The organism is Halomonas sp. IOP_6, from assembly GCF_021151565.1.
GTDB lineage: Bacteria > Pseudomonadota > Gammaproteobacteria > Pseudomonadales > Halomonadaceae > Vreelandella > Vreelandella alkaliphila.
Genome location: NZ_JAIRBO010000003.1, coordinates 42,581 through 61,208, shown reverse-complemented (window position 1 = coordinate 61,208; position 18,628 = coordinate 42,581). Strand labels below are relative to the sequence as shown.

At 52.2% G+C, this 18,628-nt stretch carries 15 protein-coding genes and 3 tRNA genes; 12 read left to right on the top strand and 6 right to left on the bottom strand.

Annotated features, from left to right (window positions below; genetic code table 11):
• The first annotated feature begins 84 nt into the window (after window positions 1–84).
• Window positions 85–690, top strand: a complete 606-nt coding sequence (locus K7H08_RS06480; protein ID WP_231657491.1) for an FMN-dependent NADH-azoreductase — start codon at window positions 85–87, stop codon at window positions 688–690.
• Between the two features lie 27 nt (window positions 691–717).
• Window positions 718–1,017 carry an MGMT family protein gene (locus K7H08_RS06475; protein ID WP_038477012.1) on the top strand — a complete coding sequence of 100 codons (300 nt, stop codon included), beginning with the start codon at window positions 718–720 and terminating at the stop codon, window positions 1,015–1,017.
• Between the two features lie 49 nt (window positions 1,018–1,066).
• Here the strand turns inward: K7H08_RS06475 and K7H08_RS06470 are convergent, their stop codons facing one another.
• Entirely contained in the window at window positions 1,067–2,635 is a 1,569-nt protein-coding gene (locus K7H08_RS06470) for a carbon-nitrogen hydrolase family protein (RefSeq protein ID WP_038477009.1), read from the bottom strand.
• Between the two features lie 42 nt (window positions 2,636–2,677).
• Window positions 2,678–3,595, bottom strand: coding sequence for a DMT family transporter (locus tag K7H08_RS06465; protein WP_038477006.1), 918 nt, complete (start codon window positions 3,593–3,595; stop codon window positions 2,678–2,680).
• Window positions 3,596–3,787: 192 nt separating this feature from the next.
• Between K7H08_RS06465 and K7H08_RS06460 the strand changes: the two genes are divergently transcribed.
• From K7H08_RS06460 to K7H08_RS06440, 5 genes are all read left to right on the top strand, one after another.
• Entirely contained in the window at window positions 3,788–5,809 is a 2,022-nt protein-coding gene (locus tag K7H08_RS06460) for an NADPH-dependent 2,4-dienoyl-CoA reductase (RefSeq protein WP_231657490.1), read from the top strand.
• A 151-nt stretch (window positions 5,810–5,960) separates the two neighbouring features.
• Complete coding sequence (locus K7H08_RS06455) at window positions 5,961–7,004, top strand: threonine aldolase family protein (RefSeq protein ID WP_038476998.1); 1,044 nt, start codon at window positions 5,961–5,963, stop codon at window positions 7,002–7,004.
• A 279-nt stretch (window positions 7,005–7,283) separates the two neighbouring features.
• On the top strand, window positions 7,284–9,206 hold the full coding sequence (locus K7H08_RS06450; protein WP_038476995.1) for a PrkA family serine protein kinase: 1,923 nt from the start codon (window positions 7,284–7,286) through the stop codon (window positions 9,204–9,206).
• A gap of 19 nt (window positions 9,207–9,225) precedes the next feature.
• Complete coding sequence (locus tag K7H08_RS06445) at window positions 9,226–10,515, top strand: YeaH/YhbH family protein (RefSeq protein ID WP_231657489.1); 1,290 nt, start codon at window positions 9,226–9,228, stop codon at window positions 10,513–10,515.
• A gap of 20 nt (window positions 10,516–10,535) precedes the next feature.
• A complete protein-coding gene (locus K7H08_RS06440) occupies window positions 10,536–12,098 on the top strand; it encodes a SpoVR family protein (RefSeq protein WP_038476989.1) in 1,563 nt (520 codons plus the stop codon).
• Window positions 12,099–12,177: 79 nt separating this feature from the next.
• Here K7H08_RS06440 and K7H08_RS06435 read toward each other — a convergent pair whose 3' ends face one another.
• Entirely contained in the window at window positions 12,178–12,492 is a 315-nt protein-coding gene (locus tag K7H08_RS06435) for a high-potential iron-sulfur protein (protein WP_038476986.1), read from the bottom strand.
• Window positions 12,493–12,750: 258 nt separating this feature from the next.
• Between K7H08_RS06435 and K7H08_RS06430 the strand changes: the two genes are divergently transcribed.
• Entirely contained in the window at window positions 12,751–13,026 is a 276-nt protein-coding gene (locus K7H08_RS06430) for an Lrp/AsnC family transcriptional regulator (protein WP_009721675.1), read from the top strand.
• Window positions 13,027–13,087: 61 nt separating this feature from the next.
• A complete protein-coding gene (locus K7H08_RS06425; protein WP_038476982.1) occupies window positions 13,088–13,951 on the top strand; it encodes a DNA/RNA non-specific endonuclease in 864 nt (287 codons plus the stop codon).
• Window positions 13,952–14,171: 220 nt separating this feature from the next.
• Here K7H08_RS06425 and K7H08_RS06420 read toward each other — a convergent pair.
• The 3 genes from K7H08_RS06420 to K7H08_RS06410 all read right to left on the bottom strand — a co-directional run bounded on the left by K7H08_RS06420 (window position 14,172) and on the right by K7H08_RS06410 (window position 14,578).
• Window positions 14,172–14,258: transfer RNA gene (locus K7H08_RS06420), tRNA-Leu, on the bottom strand.
• Between the two features lie 43 nt (window positions 14,259–14,301).
• Window positions 14,302–14,388, bottom strand: a tRNA-Leu gene (locus tag K7H08_RS06415).
• A 103-nt stretch (window positions 14,389–14,491) separates the two neighbouring features.
• Window positions 14,492–14,578: transfer RNA gene (locus tag K7H08_RS06410), tRNA-Leu, on the bottom strand.
• A 246-nt stretch (window positions 14,579–14,824) separates the two neighbouring features.
• Here K7H08_RS06410 and rnr point away from each other — a divergent pair.
• From rnr to rpsF, 3 genes are all read left to right on the top strand, one after another.
• The gene (rnr, locus tag K7H08_RS06405; RefSeq protein ID WP_038476979.1) at window positions 14,825–17,227 is read left to right on the top strand and encodes a ribonuclease R; all 2,403 of its coding nucleotides are present in this window, start codon (window positions 14,825–14,827) and stop codon (window positions 17,225–17,227) included.
• Between the two features lie 2 nt (window positions 17,228–17,229).
• Window positions 17,230–18,024: a 23S rRNA (guanosine(2251)-2'-O)-methyltransferase RlmB gene (gene rlmB / locus K7H08_RS06400; protein WP_038476977.1), complete on the top strand. Its 795-nt coding sequence runs from the start codon at window positions 17,230–17,232 to the stop codon at window positions 18,022–18,024.
• 212 nt (window positions 18,025–18,236) lie between these two features.
• The gene (gene rpsF / locus K7H08_RS06395; protein ID WP_009721681.1) at window positions 18,237–18,620 is read left to right on the top strand and encodes a 30S ribosomal protein S6; all 384 of its coding nucleotides are present in this window, start codon (window positions 18,237–18,239) and stop codon (window positions 18,618–18,620) included.
• Window positions 18,621–18,628: the final 8 nt, after the last annotated feature.

Genomic DNA, 18,628 nt, shown 5'->3' with positions numbered 1-18,628 from the left:
CAGGGGAAACGTTGCGCTTTTTTTAATCGAAAAGCGCCGTAAAATAGTTACCAAAGTTCCCACTAATACGTTAGGAAATTATCCATGACCACACGTGCACTGCTTGTAACTTCTTCTATTTTAGGCGCAAACGGCCAGTCCAATGCGTTGGCCAACCATTTTGAAACCAAAACGGAAGCCCACGATGTAGTGGTTACTCATCGCGATGTAGTGGCTAACGCGTTACCGCACCTTGCGATCGAAGAGCTCGGTGCATGGCAGACGCCAGCAAACGAGCGCAACGCCGATCAGCAGGCACTAGCAGCTCACTCTGACGAATTGTTGGCAGAGCTACGGGCGAGTGATGTCCTGGTACTGGCGGTTCCGCTGTATAATTTAGGTATCCCGTCCCAACTGAAAGCGTGGTTTGACCGCGTACTGCGCGCTGGTGAAACCTTCCGCTACACTGAAAATGGCCCGCAGGGTTTGCTTGAAGGTAAGCGTGCGATTATTTTAGCTGCTCGCGGTGGTCAGTACGCAGGGACTGAATTAGACAGCCAAACGCCACATCTTAAAGCCATGCTCGGTTTAATGGGCATTAGCGATGTGGATGTGGTCTTTGCGGAAGGCTTGAATATGGGTGACGCTCAGCGTGATGCTGCGCTAAAAGAAGCGTTTCAAGCGATCGATCAACTAGTCGAAACACTCTAGTAACACGTTGATTTACAAGAGGTGGTAATGCCACGCCCTGAACTGCTCGAACAGATTTATACCATTGTTGATCAGATTCCTGCTGGGCGGGTAACCACCTACGGGCGTATCGCGGCGATGACGGAAGGCGCCACGCCGCGCATGGTTGGCTCGGCGATGCGCCACTTACCAGAAGGGCATCAGCTACCCTGGCATCGCGTCATTGCTGCGTCGCTAACGCTAGCCGACCACGGCGGTGCTGACCGCCAGCATCAGAAACTGCGCGATGAAGGCGTTATGTTTGATAGCAAAGGGCGTGTTCCTGCCCATCTTGTCTGGCCTGATTGAGCCAGAAGCGCTTTAAAAATAACGCCGCCCATTCGGCGGCGTTATTGGTTTACTCTTCCAGATTAGCCCCAGACTTCCAGGACCAGTCGCGCCAGCGCAGGTCAAATAGATCTTTGCGGCGGTCTTTCAAGTTGGTTACTGAGCCTTCGGCACGCACAACAGTAAGGCGAGTCAGGTCTAGGTCCGAGAAGAAGATCATCTCGGTGTTAGGCGTGGTTTCCGCCAGCACTGCATCGTGTGGGAAAGCGAAGTCAGACGGTGAAAACACGGCTGATTGGGCATACTGGATATCCAGGTTTTCAATCGAAGGTAGGTTGCCGACGCTGCCACACAGTACTACGTAGCACTCATTTTCAATGGCTCTTGCTTGGGCGCAGTGGCGTACCCGCAGATAGCCGTTTTTGGTATCTGTCCAGAACGGTACAAACAGTATATCCATATCCTGATCGGCTAGCAGACGGCCAAGCTCCGGGAACTCAACGTCGTAGCAAATCAAAATGCCCACGCGACCTGCGTCGGTGTCAAAGACCTGCAGGTTATCACCCCCTTCGATCACCCAGTCGCGGCGTTCTTGGGGGGTGATATGCAGCTTCGACTGCTTTTCGATTTCGCCATCCCGGTGGAACAAATAGGCAATATTGTATAGTCGGTCATCGTCACCGACTTCAATCATCGAGCCACCAACGATGTTGATGTTATACGACACCGCCATCCGCGAAAGCTCGCTTTTAAAACGCTCAGTGAAGCCTGCTAAAAAACGAATCGCGCCCATTTGATCCTGCTGGGCCGAGCGGTCTTGTAGGCCCATCAGTGGCGCATTGAACAACTCCGGAAATACCGCAAAGTCACTTTGATAATCTGATAATGCGTCAACAAAGTATTCAATTTGTTGAAGGGCTGCTTCCACTGAAGCGAATTCACGCATTTGCCACTGCACTGCTCCCACTCGTACCTGAGTCGGGCGGGTATCTAGCACGCTCTCAGCTGGCTCGAACAGGATGTTGTTCCACTCCAACAGAGTGGCATAGCCGCGAGACTGCTCATCTTCTGGCAGGTACTTACGCAGTAAGCGTTTTACTTGGAAGTCGTTAGCCAATTGGAACGACAAAATCGGATCGTAAATCTCTTTACGAGAGACTTTTTCGATGTACTCTGCTGGGGTGAGTTCTTGGGCGTGCTGGTGGTACTCGGGAATGCGTCCACCTGCCAGAATGGCACGCAGGTTATGCGAGCGGCACAACTCTTTGCGGGCTTCATATAAACGCCGACCCAGGCGGTAGCCACGGTAGTCGGGGTGGATCAACACATCCAGCCCGTACATGGCATCGCCATCTTGGTCGTTAAGGATGGTTTCACGATGGCCGATCAGGTCGTCATATTTATGCGGGTTAGAAAACTCGTCGTAATCGACCTGTACCGTTAGCGCAACGCCCACCAGCGTACCATCGTCCTCAATGGCAATTTGGCCATCAGGAAATTCCTGAATGAGCTTGTCAATAGTGTGCTTTGGCCACGCACCGCCGATGTCGTGATATACCGCATCCATCAGCGTTTTGAGCTGGTCGTAGTCATCGCTGGTGAGGTTGCGAAGATTAAGGTGCAGTTCTTCTAGGGACATATTCAGGGGTTCCTGGCCGTCGAATGAAGTTAGCCTATTGTATCATTGCTGAGCGCTGCTCGTTTTATCCGTCGCGGGAGTGCGCACCAGGGGGCGTGTCAGCGTTTGCGCCATGATGACCCCCGCAAGGATGAGTAGCCCACCCATAAAGTGGAACCCTGCGATCTGCTCGCCTAAAAACGCCATGGCAATCAGGGCACTAAATAGCGGCATCAAATTGATAAATATACTCGACTGGTTCGCGCCGATTTGGCGCACCGCGCGCATCCATAAAAAAGTGGTAATGATGGATGCGGGAATGCCTGCGTAAAGGATCAGCCATATATTGTGGCTATCTACCGGTGTCATCGGGCCCATTAAATAGGGCGGCAATAGGAATAAAACCGCAAAGCAGACCTGGGCATAGAGCATTACCCAAGGAGGTAAGTTCATCGCCCAGCGCTTCAGCATTACACCGTATAGGGCGTAGCAGGTGGCAGCAATCACCATCAATGCGTCGCCGGCGGCTACCTGCAGTTGCAGCAGAGACAAAGGGTTGCCTCGCCCAAGCAGTACCGTGACGCCGACGAATGCCAGAACGCCCCCGACAATACCGCCTAAGGTAGGCGGCTCGCGCAAGATTAGTGCACTTAGTAGCACGGTGAGAAGCGGCACCATGGCAGCCAAAATGCCCATATTGGTGGCAGTTGTTGTTTCCGCAGCCATATACGCCAACCCTTGCCACAGCCCCATGCCAAGTAGCCCCAGCAACGCCAGTTTCGGCCAGTGGCGGCGTATTTCATCGCGATGACGTAATGCCGCAGGAAGCACAAACGGTGTCATTACCGCCAGTGCCAGCAACCAACGTAGAAAAGCGATACTGCTGGGCGCAATGGCACCCACTGTCAACTGGTTGATTGTCATATTTCCTGACCAAATCAACACAGTGGCCAGTGGCGGTAAAAAGTAAATCAATGGCATAGCGCGTTCCCTTGTCGTTAGCCTGGTAATGTGACGTGCTTTCGCAAGAGGAGCAAGTGCTTTGCCACAAAGGTTGATGGTTTCGCAAGGCGGCTAAAGGGTGACAGATTAAGGGGTGTAAAGGACTGTACGTGAGGCGGTGTATGTCATACGCTTGTTTGAATGTGCTTAATAATATAAAGGAGTACCGTGATGAACCATACGCCCGCTTACCCGCATCTGTTTCGACCACTGACCGTTGGCCATTTAACGCTACCTAATCGCGTATTGATGGGGTCAATGCACACCAATTTAGAAGAAGCTCCCAACGGTTTTGAGCGCCTAGCAGCCTTTTATGCTGAGCGAGCTCGTGCGGGTGTCAGCCTGATTGTGACGGGCGGCATTGCTCCTAATGCTGAAGGTGCTGTGTTCCAAGGGGCAAATGCCCTTACCGACGAGTCTCAGCTCGCTGAGCATAAGAGCGTTGTTGATGCCGTTCATGACGCAGGCGGGCATTTGTGTATGCAGATTCTCCATGCCGGGCGCTATGCCTACTCGCCAGAGCTGGTGGCACCTTCTGCGCTGCAGGCACCGATCAACCCGTTTATGCCTCGGGCACTTTCAAGCGACGACGTTGAGCAGCAGATAGACGACTATGTGCGCTGTGCGCAGCTTGCCCAGCAGGCAGGCTATGACGGTATTGAGGTAATGGGCTCTGAAGGTTATTTGATCAACCAGTTTATTTGTCGTCGCACCAATCAGCGTGATGATGCGTGGGGCGGTGATTTTGAGCGACGTATTCGCTTCCCGATCGAAATTGTGAAACGCATTCGCGCGGCAGTGGGCGAGCGTTTTTTGATGATCTTTCGCCTATCGATGATTGATCTGGTGGAAGAAGGCAGCACGTGGGAAGAAGTGGTGCAACTTGGCCAAGCCATTGAAGCTGCTGGCGCGAATGTAATTAACACAGGTATTGGCTGGCACGAAGCTCGGGTGCCAACCATTGTAACCAGCGTGCCTCGTGCAGCGTTTACCGAAGTTACTAAACGCATTAGATCGGCACTATCCATCCCGCTGATTACCACCAACCGTATCAATATGCCCGAGGTGGCGGAGCGTGTGTTGGCTGATGGGCATGCGGATATGGTGTCGATGGCACGCCCGTTTTTGGCTGACCCTGAATGGGTGCGTAAAGCCGAGGCGGATCTTTCAGACGAAATTAATACCTGTATTGCCTGTAACCAAGCCTGCTTAGACCACACCTTTATGGGCAAGCTCACATCGTGTTTGGTTAACCCCAGAGCGTGCCATGAAACCGAGCTGACCCTCGAACCCACGCAAACACCCAAGCGGGTAGCGGTTGTCGGCGGCGGTCCCGCGGGGCTTGCCACCGCCGTGGCCGCTGCTAGCCGGGGGCATCATGTGGTGTTGTTTGAGCGACGTAGTGAGTTGGGTGGGCAGTTTAATTACGCCCGTAAAATTCCCGGTAAAGAGGAGTTCAACGAAACGTTGCGCTACTTCCGGGTGATGTTAGAAAAACACGCGGTAGATGTTCGCCTAAATACGGCGGCTACCCTCGATACACTAGCTGAATTTGACGAGGTGGTGATTGCCACCGGCGTTACCCCCCGTGAGCTTGCGCTACCGGGGGCCGATCATGCCAGTGTGCTTAGCTACGCTGAAGCTATTGAGCACCCTGAACGTGTGGGCCAGCGTGTAGCGGTGATTGGCGCTGGTGGTATTGGCTTTGATGTATCAGAGCTGCTCGCTGACCAGGGACATCCTGAAATGGATGTGGCAGCCTGGTGTGATGAGTGGGGCGTTGACCTTGCCGTGGACGATCGTGGCGGTCTAAAGCCGCCAATGCCGCCAGTCTCTCCCCGTGACATTGTTATGCTTCAGCGCAAAAGCTCTAAGCCAGGTAAGAACCTGGGCAAAACCTCGGGCTGGGTACATCGTGCATCACTAAAACAGCGGGGAGTTAAAACCCTGACTGGCTGCGAGTATTTGAAAATCGATGATGCCGGTCTTCACATTCGCCGCGATGGCGAGGAGCAGGTGCTGGCGGTGGACACTGTCGTGGTATGCGCTGGGCAGGAGTCGGTTCGCGAGCTTATCGCGCCCTTAATCCAGGCGGGAGCATGCTTTCATGTGATTGGCGGTGCCGATGAAGCTGCGGAGCTAGACGCTAAACGAGCCATCGATCAAGGCACGCGTCTTGCCGCTTCCCTGTAGCGATAGGGCCAAGCGAGTCAGGCGGGTGACGTAAGCGCTGCAATGGCGATAGACTGGTCGATCAAGGTGGCTGTTAACCACAGTTAACAAATTAAGGCGCGAGTGGCACCCAGCTTGCGCCGTAAGATCGTCAGATAAAAGGACTATCGTCATGACCTCGGAGTGTACCCCACGATTTTTAGCCAGTGACAACACCTCAGGTATCTGCCCAGAGGCTATGGAATACCTGCTTGAAGCCAATCAAGCTGATGATTTGGCCTACGGCAATGACCGTTGGACTGCCCGTGCCGCAGATCGTTTTCGTGAAATGTTTGACTACGATTGCGATGTTTTTTTTGTGTTTAACGGTACTGCAGCAAACTCACTGGCACTTTCTGCAATGGGGCGCAGCTACCACAGCGTTATTTGTCATGAATTGGCTCATATTGAAACCGATGAGTGTGGTGGCCCTGAGTTCTTTTCTAACGGCGCGAAGCTGCTGACCTCGCCAGGGGCTAACGGTAAGCTAACGCCACAGGGCATTGAAGCGCTGGTCACTAAGCGTAGTGATATTCACTATCCAAAGCCTAAAGTAGTGTCGCTTACCCAAGCGACAGAAGTTGGCACGGTCTACTCTCGGGAAGAGTTACTGGCAATACGTGCCATGGCAGACAAGCACGATTTACGCTTACATATGGACGGCGCGCGGTTCGCCAATGCCTGCGCTGGTCTTAATGCAAGCCCCGCTGAGCTAACGTGGCAGGTAGGCGTCGATGCGTTGTGCTTTTCAGGAACCAAGAACGGGCTAGCGTTTGGTGAGGCTATTCTTTTTTTCAACCGTGATTTGGCTGAGGACTTTTCCTACCGTTGCAAACAGGCAGGTCAACTGGCTTCGAAAATGCGCTACGTTTCTGCCCCATGGCTAGGGTTGTTGGAAAGCGGCGCGTGGTTAACCAACGCTGAGCATGCCAATGCCATGGCACGGTATTTATCCGAAGGGCTGCAAGCACTCCCTGGCGTTTCACTAATGTTTCCGACTCAGGCGAATAGTGTTTTCGTTGAGTTTCCTCCTCATGCTATCGAGGCGTTGAAAGCCAAAGGCTGGACCTTCTATACCTTTATTGGAGCGGGTGGTGCGCGTTTTGTATGCGCTTGGAACACTACCGTTGAATTGCTGGATCAACTGTTGGCAGATGTAAAAGAAGTGCTGGGATAATACTGCCTAAACGGTGTCTTTTCGACGCGTTGTTACCCGCCATAGCGCCGCCTGAAAGGCGGCGCTATGCGTTCTGAACACTGTTTTTAGGGCCATCGCACATTCAACGCAACTTAATCTCTCCTACCGTGCTCAAATTATTAAACATTGTGCGTTGAAGGTTTAGTCATCACTTTTTGCTAATGCTGACTACGCTGATAGAGCAACACCTCGTATTGCGCACCGCTTGATGTTTGGGCTTGGCGGTAGCTGCTGGGGGATGGGCCACAGGAGAGTTCCATGAGCATCTTTGATCACGTTCAAGACCGATTTGCCCGCGTTCAGCAAGAAGACATGAGCCTAGAGGAGTATTTGGCGCTTTGTCGCCGTGATCCAAAGGTTTATGCCAGCGCCTCGGAGCGTATGCTGGAAGCCATTGGCGAGCCTGAAGTGATCGACACGGCGAAAGACCCGCGTCTATCACGCATTTTCTCGAACAAGGTGATTCGCCGCTATCCTGCTTTTGCTGAATTTCATGGTATGGAAGAAGCTATCGAGCAAATTGTGTCGTACTTCCGTCATGCCGCGCAGGGATTAGAGGAGCGTAAGCAAATCCTCTATTTACTAGGGCCAGTAGGTGGCGGTAAATCGTCGCTGGCTGAACGCTTGAAGCTGTTGATGGAACGTATCCCGTTCTATGCCATTAAAGATTCACCCGTGTATGAGTCACCGCTAGGACTTTTTTCGCCGGAAGAAGATGGTGAGCTTCTGGAGCAAGAGTACGGTATTCCCCAGCGCTATCTGCGCAGTGTTATGTCGCCATGGGCGGCGAAGCGCTTAAAAGAAGCGGGCGGCGATATTTCTCAGTTCCGGGTGGTGCGCCTTTATCCCTCGCGGTTAAATCAAATTGCCATCTCCAAAACTGAGCCTGGCGATGAAAATAACCAGGATATCTCGTCGTTAGTAGGTAAAGTCGATATTCGTCAGTTGGAGCTTTACTCGCAAGATGACCCCGATGCCTACAGCTTCTCTGGCGGGCTTTGCCGCGCTAACCAAGGGTTGATGGAGTTCGTTGAGATGTTTAAAGCGCCGATTAAGGTGCTGCATCCATTACTTACCGCCACCCAAGAAGGTAACTACAACCCTACCGAAGGCATGGGGGCAATTCCCTTTGACGGTGTGATTTTAGCCCACTCAAACGAATCGGAATGGCAGGCGTTTCGTAATAATCGCAACAACGAGGCATTTTTGGATCGTGTCTATATCGTCAAAGTGCCTTACTGCCTGCGGGTCTCCGAAGAGATCAAGATTTACCAAAAGCTGCTCGAAGACTCCTCGCTTAACGCAGCCCCTTGCGCCCCTGATACGCTGCGTATGTTGGCGCAGTTTTCAGTGCTTTCGCGGCTAAAAGTGCCAGAAAACTCCAGCATCTACTCCAAGATGCGCGTTTATGACGGCGAAAACCTGAAAGACACCGATCCTCGAGCAAAGTCGATCCAGGAGTATCGTGATGCGGCGGGGGTGGATGAGGGCATGCAGGGGTTGTCTACCCGTTTCGCCTTCAAGATACTTTCTAAAGTGTTTAACTTCGATGGCACTGAAGTCGCCGCGAACCCTGTGCATTTGCTGTATGTGCTAGAGCAAGCATTAGAGCGCGAGCAACTGCCTTCAGAAGTATTTGAGCGTTATATCGGCTTTATCAAAGAGTTTCTGGCACCGCGCTATGTCGATTTCATTGGTAAGGAAATCCAAACAGCGTACCTGGAGTCTTACAGCGAGTATGGGCAGAACATCTTTGATCGCTACGTAACCTACGCGGATTTCTGGATTCAAGATCAGGAGTATCGCGACCCCGAAACGGGCGAATTGTTGAACCGTCAGTCACTGAATGACGAGCTCGAAAAAATTGAGAAACCAGCAGGCATCTCTAACCCGAAAGACTTCCGTCACGAAGTGGTTAATTTCGTATTGCGGGCGCGTGCACAAAACAATGGCATGAACCCCAGCTGGCAGTCTTATGAAAAGCTCAAAGGCGTTATCGAGCATAAGATGTTTGCGAATACTGAAGAGCTATTACCGGTTATTTCGTTTAATGCGAAGGCGTCGAAGTCGGATCAGAAGAAGCACGAGGACTTTGTGGCGCGCATGGTGGATCGTGGCTATACCGAGAAACAGGTTCGGCTGCTTTCCGAGTGGTACCTACGCGTGCGCAAGTCCCAGTAGCGGATAATCGGGAGGTCGTATGACCTACTTTATTGATCGAAGGCCTAACGCTAAGCATAAAAGCGCGGTCAATCGGCAGCGCTTTTTGGAACGTTATCGCAAACATATCAAGCGTTCGGTGGAGGAGGCGGTTAACCGCCGCTCCATTACCGATATGGAGCGAGGGGAAAAGGTATCCATTCCTACCAAGGATATCTCTGAACCGGTGTTTCAACATGGCCCGGGCGGTGCGCGCAATATCGTATCGCCCGGCAACAAGGAGTTTTTAGAAGGAGATAAAATTCGCCGCCCTGGTGGCCAGGGCGGCGGAGATGGCGCGGGCGAAGGTGGTGCTTCCAATCAAGGCGAGGGTGACGACGAGTTTGCTTTTACCCTGAGCCGCGAGGAGTTTTTGGAGTTTGTATTTGATGGTCTTGAGTTGCCTAATTTGCAGCGCAAGCCATTGAAGTCACTCGAAGAGGTAAAAATGGTGCGTGCGGGGCTCGCGCGTGACGGGGTGCCGTCGCGAATTAGCATCACCCGATCAATGCGGGAAGCTTACGCACGTCGCATTGCCATGCGTGCCCCCATTAAGCGAGCGTTGAAAGAGGCTCAAGAGGCGCTCGCCGCAGAAGAACGCAAGGATCCGGTGCTGCGCAATCCGGCGAGAATAGTTGAGCTAAAGGCAGAAATAGAGCGCTTGGAAAAGCGCATTGAGGCGGTGCCATTTATTGACACCTATGATCTGCGTTACCACCAGTTGGCAGCGCAGCCTCAGCCTTCCAGTCAGGCGGTGATGTTCTGTGTCATGGATGTTTCTGGTTCCATGACCCAAAACCATAAGGACATTGCTAAGCGGTTTTTCCTATTACTTTATCTATTTTTGGAAAAGCATTACGAGAAAGTAGAGCTGGTATTTGTGCGCCACCACACGGCTGCGCGGGAGGTAAACGAGGAGGAGTTTTTCTATTCCCGTGAAACTGGTGGCACCATCGTTTCCAGCGCGCTCACCCTGGTAAATAAAATCATCGAAAAACGCTATCCCGCTGGGCAGTGGAATCTGTATATCGCTCAGGCATCGGACGGCGATAACTGGGATGATGATTCGAATATTTGCCGGGACTTACTGGTTAAACAGCTCATGCCGCAGTTGCAGTACTACGCTTATGTGGAAATTACTCCCCATGAGCATCAGTCGCTGTGGCATGAATACGAAACGGTCGCCGCGCAATTTCCCGAACGGTTTGCGATGCGCCAAATTGTCGATGCTGGGGATATCTACCCGGTCTTCCGTGAGCTGTTTAAACGTCGGTTGAGTCAAGAGCAGTAACGCGAACCGAGGAGTACGCCATGAGTGTAGCCCGTAAGCCAATAGCGACTGGTTCCGACTGGAATTTTAGTGTGTTGGAGCGCTTCGACGAGGAGCTCGCTAGGCTCGCCGATGAGTACCGCCTAGATACTTATCCCAATCAGATAGAAGTGATTACCACTGAACAGATGATGGATGCCTACGCGAGCGTAGGGATGCCGGTAGGGTATCACCACTGGTCGTTTGGTAAGCAGTTTCTTGCCGTTGAACAAGCCTATAAGCGCGGCCAGATGGGGCTTGCCTATGAGTTGGTGATTAACTCCAACCCATGTATTGCCTATCTAATGGAAGAGAACACGCTAATGATGCAGGTATTGGTCATTGCGCATGCCTGCTATGGGCATAACTCTTTCTTTAAAGGCAATTACTTGTTCCGTGCCTGGACCGATGCCGACTCCATCGTTGATTACCTAGTATTTGCTCGTAAGTATATTGCTCAGTGCGAAGAGCGCCACGGTGTCCATGCTGTGGAGCAATTGTTAGATGCCTGTCACGCTCTCCAAAACTACGGTGTAGACCGTTACAAGCGACCCTCACCCATTTCTGCTGAAGAAGAGGTAAGGCGTCAAGAAGAGCGCGAAGCCTACCTGCAGACCCAGGTCAATATGTTGTGGCGCACGATCCCTGGCGCGCCCGATGGCGTTTCTCCACTGCCGGGTAGCCTGCACAGCGAGGCAGATCCACTTGGCCTGCACAGAGGCGGTATTTATCCCTCAGAGCCACAGGAAAACTTGCTCTATTTTATTGAGAAAAATGCGCCGCTTCTAGCTCCCTGGCAGCGCGAAATTGTGCGTATCGTACGTAAACTGGCGCAGTACTTTTACCCCCAGAGACAAACCCAGGTGATGAACGAAGGATGGGCTTGTTTCTGGCACTATACGCTGATGAATCGTTTATACGATGAAGGGAAAGTCGATGAAGGCTTGATGCTGGAGTTTTTGCAATCCCATGCCGCGGTTATCAATCAGCCAGGCTTTGATAGCCCACACTACAGCGGCCTTAATCCCTACGCGTTAGGGTTTGCGATCTTTATGGACATTAAGCGGATTTGTGATGCGCCAACGGATGAAGATCGGGAGTGGTTTCCCGATATTGCAGGTAGCCCGTGGCGCGATACCGTTGAGTTTGCAATGCGGAACTTTAAGGATGAGTCGTTTATACAGCAGTTTTTATCCCCCAAGGTAATACGCGATCTCAAGCTGTTCTTAATTGTTGATGATGATCAGATGGAAACACTGGAAGTCGCAGCAATTCATAATGAGCGAGGCTATCGGCGAGTGCGTGAGGCGCTGTCAACTCAATATGCGCTATCGGTGCGTGAGCCCAATATTCAAGTTGTCGAAGCGGCTATACGCGGGGATCGTTCGTTGACGTTACACCATGTACAAGATAGCCGTCGGCCCCTTGGTCGCAGCGTATATCCGGTGATTCGCCATTTGCAGCAGCTATGGGGATTTCCGGTGCATTTGGTCTCAATGGAAGAGGGGCGTGTGACGCGCCGTTACCAGTGGCCGATTGAGGAGGAAAACAAAGAGGTGAGTTAAGGTTAAATAACTACCCCGCGGCAAGCGCGGGGTAGTGGTCAAGCTTGATTGTTTCACCAAGATCAGTTGGCTACTAATATTAGCCTTTGGCAGTCCAGGACTGACACCAGCCGCCTGCTTCAACGCTATTTTGCGGGAACAGCTGGCAACCTGCGGTTTCTGCATTAAAGAACATGCAGTTTGAGCACAGCTCCCCTTCCTCGTAGGCCGGGTGGTCGCTTGCGTCACTGGCTACTTCTACGTAATTAAGTGCCTGGGCAGTAGAGTTAGATGGGTCAAGGCGAGGCAGTTCCTGGGCAAAAGCAGTCTTTGACAGGATGCCAGCACCAAATGGCAGGGCGGCTAGACCCATTACGCTATTACGCATGAACTTACGACGGCTCTGATTGGCCATGGTGTCTCCTTAGCGTCACGGTTTGACGTTTTTTTGCTTATGTTATTGGGTGGTGAACCACCTCTAATACTCCGACAGAGCTAATAAGCCGGAGTTCTCTAAGCCATGCTAGCGCATGCTCAAAATTAGTGCGAATAACCTTATGAAAAGCGCGACAATTAACCACGTCACTGAGTGGTGCTTGGTCTTATCAAGCAGCCTGTTATACTCGCCTCTGATTGCTGATTAGATTGTTGTTAACGCTATTTTGGGGGTGCTATGCAAAACGCTGTGATTTTAATCAATACTGAGAAAGGCCAGGTAAAAGCAGTCGCCGAGCGCCTTGCTGATGTAGACGGTATTAGTGAAGTCTATTCGACGTGTGGTCGCTATGATTTGGTCGCCATTGCCCGGACCCCTGATTTTGAAAGCCTTGCAGAACTGGTCACGGAACGTCTAAACGCTGTCGAGGGTATTAGCGATACCGAAACGCTGAATGCCATGCAGGTGCACTCCCGTCACGACCTAGAAACGATGTTTTCCCTGGGCTGGTAACCAATAAATTACCTGACATAAAAAGCAGGATGCAGAATCATTATTGTAGGGAGTAAGTCTGTTGGGGAAATCGCTTTCGCGCTGGCGTCGTCAGGGAAAACGCCTGGGTATCGCTGTGCTTTTTGTCATAGTAGGAACGGGGCTTTGGGAGTTTCAGGAGCGTCAGCATCAGGATGACTATACCTGGATGGGTGTGCCTACCTGGGATGGATTTCAGCTAACAACGTTTCACCGTGTGCTGAGAAACGATGGCTTCTTAGCGGGATGGTCTGATGTGCGGGTAAACCCACTTTGGGTCAGTTATCAAGTTGAAGCGGTGTCCGATGATACTCGTATTGGCCCACGGCCTAATTTTAAGGCCGACTGGCGAACGTTATGGCCAATAGGTACGGATAGCTATTCCGGCAGTGGCTATGATCGCGGACACTTGGCACCTAACTATGCCATTGCAGCGGTGCATGGTCGTAACGCTCAGGTCGATACCTTCTTGATGAGTAACATGACGCCTCAGCGACCTAATCTGAATCGCCAGCTTTGGCAGCGTCTTGAAGAGTCGGTGATGGATCATTTTGCACCGCGCTTTGATCGCTTGCAGGTGATTACTGGGCCTATTTTTCCTGAGCGCTACATGGACAATGTGTTTAATCGCGTTGGTTTTGTGGAAGTGCCAGAAGCGTTCTATAAGATCATTGTTGTGCCGGATGAAGAGGCTCCGTTGGCGCTTGCCTTTATCATGCCGCAAGACGTTCGTGGTAATGAACCGTTAGATGATTATCTGGTAACTATCGATGAGATCGAGTCGCGCACAGGGCTAAACTTCTTCCCTGATTTAGCGGCAGAGCGTGAAGCTGTATTGGAAGGGCAATTGCGTACTCAAGGCTGGGCACTAGAAGAAGTATCGCGTCGTCCTGGGCGTTTCCAATAATGCAAAAATACCGCGATGGCGAAGACGGTCGCTTGAGCGGTGTTTTTTTGAGCGGATCTTTCTAGGCAGGATTTTCTGAATAGTATTTTCTGAATAGGGAGGGGCTAAACAAATAGTCTAGATAGATAGTGGGAGCATCAAGCAGGAAGCGTTGAAGTTAGTTGCTGAACGGCGAGTGGTGAAGTGTTGATCAGCGCTGATGTAAACTGAATCTATGAAATGGTGCCCAGGAGAGGACTTGAACCTCCACGACCATACGGTCACTAGCACCTGAAGCTAGCGCGTCTACCAATTCCGCCACCTGGGCATATCATATTTCGTTACTGATCTTACTGCTGTTTGTATTCGTATGGTGCCCAGGAGAGGACTTGAACCTCCACGTCCATACGGACACTAGCACCTGAAGCTAGCGCGTCTACCAATTCCGCCACCTGGGCGAATACAAACGTTTTGCTAATACTTTATCAATACTATTTCTAAATAGTACTGCTTGCCGCTACACCATTTTACACCATGAAAAGGGGATAACATGACATAAAGTGGTGCCCAGAAGAGGACTTGAACCTCCACGTCCATACGGACACTAGCACCTGAAGCTAGCGCGTCTACCAATTCCGCCATCTGGGCAAGTGGCGCGTATGATACCGAGGCCACGCTTAAATGCAAGACCCGGTAACTGTTTTTTATCATTAAAATCGTACAATTGCCGTGCTAGGTGGTTGGGTGATTGAGCGGGCAGCGCTATAATGCAGTTATGACCAAACCAAACATGATGTTTTTCAGTCGATCAATGGCTGAATCCCCCCGCCCGCAGCGCACTGCGCCTGCGCAAACTGTCTGCCTCCCGCAAACGCAATCAAGGATGTTGATCGCATGAAGTACTGGACGTTGAGTGATGATCCGCACGCCGAGCGCGAGGCGCAAAAGTATGATAATCCTGCGCCCAGCCGCGAATATTTATTAGCTGCCCTGGAAACGTACGGCAAGCCAATAACCCACGAAAATATGAGCCGCATGCTCGGCATTGAAGATGAAGATCATCTTGAAGCTATTCGCCGTCGTATGGCTGCCATGGAGCGTGATGGTCAGGTGCTGCGCGATCGACGCGGCGCTTATGCACTAATTGATAAACTTGACCTTATTAAAGGGAAGGTACTGGGCCACCGAGATGGTTTTGGCTTCCTACTGCGTGATGATGGTAAAAAGCCAGACTTAGTATTGCCCCCTCGTCAGATGCGCCGTGTTTTCCACGGCGATTATGTGCTGGCGCGTGTTAGTGGCCGCGACCGCCGCGGTCGTGATGAGGCGACTATTGCCGATGTGATTGCGAGAAATACCCAAACGATTGTGGGTGTATACCGTAGTAATTCACCTGAGTTTGGTGTGCTGATTCCTGAGAATCCCCGCATTACCCAGGAAGTTATCATTCCTCATACTGCAAGCGCTGGCGCGAAAGATGGGCAGGTGATATCAGCGAAAATCGTTCAGCAGCCGGCTACGCGAGTTCAGCCAGTTGGTGAAGTTATCGAAGTGCTGGGTGAACGGATGGATCCTGGCATGGAAATAGATATCGCGATTCGTAGCTACGATATACCCGCTGAGTTTCCGCCAGAAGTGCTTGACCAAACCAGCGGTATTTCAGCAGAAGTATTAGAGGAAGATAAGCAACACCGTGTCGATTTGCGTGAGATTCCGTTGGTCACCATTGACGATGAGTCCGCCAAAGACTTTGACGATGCGGTATGCGCTTGGAAGACCAAGTCGGGCAGTTGGAAGCTGCTGGTAGCGATTGCTGATGTATCGCACTACGTGCGCCCGGGGACTGCGCTTGATGATGAGGCGCGTACGCGGGGGAACTCGGTGTACTTCCCAGGCCAGGTTGTGCCGATGCTGCCTGAGCTGCTCTCAAATGGCTTGTGTTCGTTAAATCCTCAAGTAGATCGCCTTGTGATGGTTTGCGAGATGAATATCTCCAAGACGGGCGCTATTAGCCGCTACTCATTCTATGAGGCGGTAATGAACTCCCACGCTCGCCTGACCTACAATAAAGTGGCGGCCATCCTCGATAAAGAGAGTGATGAAGGGGAAGCGCTGCGCAATGAGCACAAGGCGCTAGTGAAGCCGTTGCAAAATTTGCACGAGCTTTATGGCCTGCTGCGTAGTGCCCGAGAAGAGCGTGGTGCGATTGATTTTGACACCACCGAAACGGCGATTATCTTCAATGATGAGCGCAAGATTGAAAAAATTGTCCCGCGTACTCGCAACGATGCTCATAAGCTAATTGAGGAGTGTATGCTGGCGGCCAATGTGGCTACCGCGCGCTTCCTGGATAAGCATGACTTGCCCGCTCTTTACCGTATTCACGAGCGCCCGACCCCGGAACGCCTTGATAAACTGCGTCTGTTCTTGAGCGAGCTGGGGCTTTCCGTTGGTGGTGGCGATATGCCGACGCCTCAAGACTATCAAGCGTTACGTGAGGCGATTATTGATCGCCCAGATGCTGACATCATCCAAACTGTCATGCTGCGCTCAATGAACCAGGCGGTTTATTCGCCCCAGAATGAGGGCCATTTTGGCTTGGCTTACCAGGCCTATGCGCACTTCACTTCACCGATTCGTCGTTACCCTGATCTATTGGTGCATCGCGCCATTCGCTCAGTCATTCGCGGGCCACGGCAAACCAATACGGTTGTTCGGGTAGAAGGCGCACCGGTTGATCCGCCAAGCAAGTGGTGCCCTTATACCTTCGAGCAAATGCTTGAGTTGGGTGAGCACTGCTCAATGACCGAGCGGCGGGCTGATGAAGCAACCCGTGATGTTGAAAGTTGGCTTAAGTGTGAGTTTATGTCCGACAAGCTGGGCGAAACGTTCGAAGGTACTATCGCCTCAGTGACTCAGTTTGGCTTGTTTGTGCGACTGGATGACTTCTATGTCGAAGGGTTGGTGCATGTCACCTCGCTGCCCTCTGACTACTACCACTATGAGGCAGAGAAGCATCGCCTCAAAGGTGAGCGCACAGGCACGACCTACCGCTTGGGTGACGGGCTTACGGTTCAGGTTGCGCGGGTAGATATGGATGATCGTAAGATCGACTTTGGTTTAGCTGACGAGAAACCCCGGCCACGCCGCCAGCCGCGCAAACGCCGCGGTGGAGAAGGTGGTGCTGGAGTAGAAGGGGGAGCTAGCAAAGCAGCATCAGCTGATAAGCAGCCGACGCGCCGTGGGCCAAGACGCACGCGTAATGGCCCGCGTAAACCATCACCGAATAAGGGTTGAGCATGAAATCGTCGTCTCGACGTAGCTCGCGTCCGGCTGTTCGTACTCCGGATGGGCTAGACCAAGTGTATGGCGTTCACGCCCTGGAAAGTCTGCTGGAACGGGGCGAAACGCCCCTTGAGTTGTGGGTGCAGCAAGGAGCGGGTAACCGCTTGAAGGAAGTGGTTGCGAGTGCTCAGGCTCGTGGTGCGCGGATTAAAGAGCAGTCTCGCGACTTGCTGGATCAGCTTACGCAGGGTGCGGCCCACCAAGGAGTTGTGGCATTTTGCCCGCCGCTGGTTCCCGAAGGGGAAGAGTCGTTGTGGTTGAAGCTACGCGCATGGCAAGCGTCTGCACCGCCGCTATTGTTAGTGCTGGATGGTGTTACCGATGTCCATAACTTTGGTGCGTGCCTGCGCAGCGCGGATGCCGCCGGTGCTCACGGTGTGATTGTGGCTAAGGATAAAGCCGCGCCGCTGAACGCGACGGTGCGGAAAGTGGCTTGCGGCGCAGCCGAGGTGGTGCCTGTTTATCAGGTTACTAACCTATCGCGTACATTGGCTAAGCTAAAAGATGCCGGTGTATGGATTACTGGTACTGCTGGTGAAGCTGAGGCTAGCCTGTTTGAGATTGATATGACTGGCCCGACTGCATTAGTGATGGGCGCTGAAGGGAAGGGCATGCGCCGGTTAACCAGGGAAGCCTGCGATAACTTGGCAAAGTTGCCTATGGCCGGACAGGTGTCCAGCCTGAACGTATCGGTCGCGACAGGCATTTGTTTGTTTGAAGCTGTTCGGCAGAGGCGGCTTGCAAGTTAAGCACTAGCCCACTAGAATGCTTTCGCCCGTTTAACTTTAAGCGGGCGCTCGTATTGGTTAACAGTTAATACGAAAAACAGTTCTGCTTGATGCCCCAAATGACATCGTTCGCGGTGAGCAACGGGCATTTCAGTTAACTCCTTGCTTCCCTGTCGTCATTGATACAGCTGTGTCAATACACACCGGAAGCTGTCAAACCGCAAGGAGATTCCATGCGTCATTATGAAATCGTGTTTATGGTCCACCCGGATCAGAGCGAGCAAGTGCCGGCTATGGTCGAGCGCTACACCAGCATTGTTACCGAAAACGGTGGCACTGTGCATCGCTTGGAAGATTGGGGCCGTCGTCACCTGGCTTACCCGATCAACAAGATCCACAAAGCCCACTACGTGCTGATGAACGTTGAGTGCACCGGCGAGACTCTCGAAGAAATCGAGAACATCTTCCGTTTCAACGACGCCATCATCCGCAGCTTGGTTGTTCGCTGCAAAGAAGCGATCACCGAAGCTTCTCCGATGATGAAGCCGGCAGAAGAAAAGCGTCCGCGTCGCGAAGATAAACCGCGCGCAGAAGAAGCTGAAGAAGAAACTGCCTAATTTCATCC

Coding starts and splice junctions, on each gene's coding strand:
- K7H08_RS06430 (WP_009721675.1), top strand. CDS start 12,751: ATGCAAAACGCTGTGATTTTAATCAATACTGAGAAAGGCCAGGTAAAA.
- K7H08_RS06475 (WP_038477012.1), top strand. CDS start 718: ATGCCACGCCCTGAACTGCTCGAACAGATTTATACCATTGTTGATCAG.
- K7H08_RS06440 (WP_038476989.1), top strand. CDS start 10,536: ATGAGTGTAGCCCGTAAGCCAATAGCGACTGGTTCCGACTGGAATTTT.
- K7H08_RS06455 (WP_038476998.1), top strand. CDS start 5,961: ATGACCTCGGAGTGTACCCCACGATTTTTAGCCAGTGACAACACCTCA.
- K7H08_RS06450 (WP_038476995.1), top strand. CDS start 7,284: ATGAGCATCTTTGATCACGTTCAAGACCGATTTGCCCGCGTTCAGCAA.
- K7H08_RS06470 (WP_038477009.1), bottom strand. CDS start 2,635: ATGTCCCTAGAAGAACTGCACCTTAATCTTCGCAACCTCACCAGCGAT.
- rpsF (WP_009721681.1), top strand. CDS start 18,237: ATGCGTCATTATGAAATCGTGTTTATGGTCCACCCGGATCAGAGCGAG.
- K7H08_RS06480 (WP_231657491.1), top strand. CDS start 85: ATGACCACACGTGCACTGCTTGTAACTTCTTCTATTTTAGGCGCAAAC.
- K7H08_RS06445 (WP_231657489.1), top strand. CDS start 9,226: ATGACCTACTTTATTGATCGAAGGCCTAACGCTAAGCATAAAAGCGCG.
- K7H08_RS06465 (WP_038477006.1), bottom strand. CDS start 3,595: ATGCCATTGATTTACTTTTTACCGCCACTGGCCACTGTGTTGATTTGG.
- rlmB (WP_038476977.1), top strand. CDS start 17,230: ATGAAATCGTCGTCTCGACGTAGCTCGCGTCCGGCTGTTCGTACTCCG.
- rnr (WP_038476979.1), top strand. CDS start 14,825: ATGAAGTACTGGACGTTGAGTGATGATCCGCACGCCGAGCGCGAGGCG.
- K7H08_RS06435 (WP_038476986.1), bottom strand. CDS start 12,492: ATGGCCAATCAGAGCCGTCGTAAGTTCATGCGTAATAGCGTAATGGGT.
- K7H08_RS06460 (WP_231657490.1), top strand. CDS start 3,788: ATGAACCATACGCCCGCTTACCCGCATCTGTTTCGACCACTGACCGTT.